This window comes from Pseudonocardia sp. DSM 110487, from assembly GCF_019468565.1.
Taxonomy (GTDB): domain Bacteria; phylum Actinomycetota; class Actinomycetes; order Mycobacteriales; family Pseudonocardiaceae; genus Pseudonocardia.
Map to the genome: position 1 here is coordinate 1,481,133 of NZ_CP080521.1, position 2,405 is coordinate 1,483,537.

Consider the following 2,405-nt stretch of genomic DNA (forward strand, 5'->3'; position numbering starts at 1 on the left):
CACGTGAACCCTGTCCACATGCCATTCAGCAGGTTCCTCGGACGCGCTGCGCTGGCCGCGGTTGTGGCGCTCCTGCTGGCGGCGGCCGTGCTGACCGCCGTCGGGCTCAGTGACCGGCTCGCGTATGCGGATGCCGCGGTCGTGCCCGGCAATACGGTCGATGTGGACGGCACGCCGTCGGCTCGGCTGCGCGCACGGCTGGATGCCGCGCTGCGGATGTACCGGGAAGGGCGCTGCGAGGTGATCGTGGTCAGTGGCGCCACTGGTGTCGAGGGTTGGGACGAGGCGGCGGTGATGAAGGACTACCTGGTGCAGCAGGGCGTTCCCGCCGACCGCGTCCTGCAGGACAGCAGCGGCGTGAACACGGCGGCCACTGCTCGGAACACAGCATTGCTGCTGCAGCAGCGTGGTTATCGCAGCGTCCTCGCGGTGTCGCAGTTCTTCCACGTTCCACGCCTGCGGATGTTGCTGGCCCGCGAAGGGCTGGCGGTGGAGGGCTACGTGCATGCGGATCACTTCGAGCTCCGTGACGTGTATGCCACCTTGCGGGAGGTGGCGGCGATCTCCACGCTCGTCCTGAGGACGATCGGCAGTCCGTAGCAAGTGGGCACGACTCTCGCCGTCGTGGTCGTCGCTGTCGAGCCGCCCTTGGCCGGCAATTGGTGGTGATCATCGAGGGGTGGGAAGTACTACGCTCCCGGGGTGGCCGAGTCGCGACCGCAGTTGTCCGCCGTCGAGCAGCGAGTGCTCGGTGCGCTGTTGGAGAAGCAGCGCACGGTCCCGGCAAGCTACCCGCTCACCCTCAACTCGTTGCGCGCCGCGTGCAACCAGGCGAGCAGCCGTGAGCCGGTTACCGACTACGACGACTCGTTGCTGCAGGCGACGCTCAAGGAGCTCAGGGATCGCGAGCTGGTTCGGCCGGTGTGGACCGGCGCCGGATCCCGGGTGGTGAAGTTCCACCAGCGGCTCGAGGAGCACCTCGGGATCGGCGAGCCCGAACTGGCGGTTCTGACCGTGTTGTTGCTGCGTGGGCCGCAGGCACCCGGCGAGCTGCGGACGCGGACCGCGCGGTTGCATTCGTTCGAGGACCGCGCCGAGGTGGAGGCCACGCTCCGTGGGCTCGCGGAGCTGTCGGAGCCTTTGGTCGTCGAGTTGGAACGCGGGCCGGGTCAGCAGGATCGCCGGTGGGCTCATCTGCTCGGCCCGTTGCCGGAAGCGGCACCCCCGCCCGCGCCCGTCGATCGGGACATCGTCCTCGCTGCGGGTGCGGATGTTCGCGACGCCCGCGTGCTCGCCGGATATGACGCCGCCGCGGCCGGCTACGCGCGGGAACTGTCGGCCGAGCTGGCGCACAAACCATTCGACTGCTGGCTGCTCGACCGTATCGCCGGTGAAGCGAACGGCGGACCGGTCGCAGACGTCGGTACCGGGCCGGGACACGTTGCCGCTCGGCTCGCAGAATCCGGGGTCTCGGTGGTCGGCGTCGACCTGTCGCCCGCGATGATCGACGAGGCCAGGAAACTGTTCCCGGATCTGGAGTTCGAGGTCGGTGACCTGACGAACCTGCTGCGCCCGCGCGCCGCAGCGGGATGGTCGGCCATCACCGCGTGGTACGCGTTCGTGCACATGGCCACCTCCGAGCTTCCGGCCGTGATCGCGGGGCTCGCCCGGGTGCTGATTCCCGGCGGACGGTTGGCGTTCGCCCTGCACGCAGGTGAGGAGGTGCGCCACGTTGACGAGCTCTTCGGCGCCCCCGTCGACCTGGAATTCGTGCTGCACAACGTTTCCGAGGTGGTCGACGCCGTCACCGCGGCCGGGCTGGTGGACATCGAGTGGTATTTGCGTTCCCCACTCCGCGAGGTCGAGACGCCCACCGACCGCCTCTACGTCGTAGCGCGCCGACCCCTCTGATGTGCCGTGGGACTCGCCGGGAACTGCGGTGGATGCGATCGCCGCGCCGTTGCTCAAGTCGCAGGTCGGCCACGTGCGAGCCGGCTGGTGCACTGCAGGCTCGTCAAGATGTGATCCAGATCACTGGGTAGTGGATCGAGTGTGCGCTATGGTCCACTTGCTCCGCCACGAGGCGGGGCGCCGAGCTCGTCCACCGGTTGCTGACGATGCGCAACATGTGGCGGGGTCGAAGTTCGAACCGGATGTCGACACAGTCCGTCCGGGACGCGGGTCGCTGCCGTTGCGCGACGCGCGAGCCAGTTGTTGCGCTTGCCCATTTCGGCGTCATCCCCAGCTCAGAGCTGCGAATCACGTACGTATCCATCACTGCCCGACACGTTCGACGGTAGGAGTCGAGTCACATGCGCAGGCACATTGCTCACGAGGGAGAGGCCGCCGGCCTCCCCGCGTGCGCTGTTGCCTCGGTGCGGCTGCGACTGTCGATGGTGGACCGG

At 68.4% G+C, this 2,405-nt stretch carries 2 protein-coding genes; both read left to right on the forward strand.

All coding sequences use genetic code 11. From position 1 onward, the window contains the following. Positions 1-63: 63 nt before the first annotated feature. Positions 64-600, forward strand: coding sequence for a YdcF family protein (locus K1T35_RS06925; protein WP_220259331.1), 537 nt, complete (start codon positions 64-66; stop codon positions 598-600). Positions 601-702: 102 nt separating this feature from the next. Then, on the forward strand, positions 703-1,911 hold the full coding sequence (locus K1T35_RS06930; protein ID WP_220259332.1) for a DUF480 domain-containing protein: 1,209 nt from the start codon (positions 703-705) through the stop codon (positions 1,909-1,911). Positions 1,912-2,405: the final 494 nt, after the last annotated feature.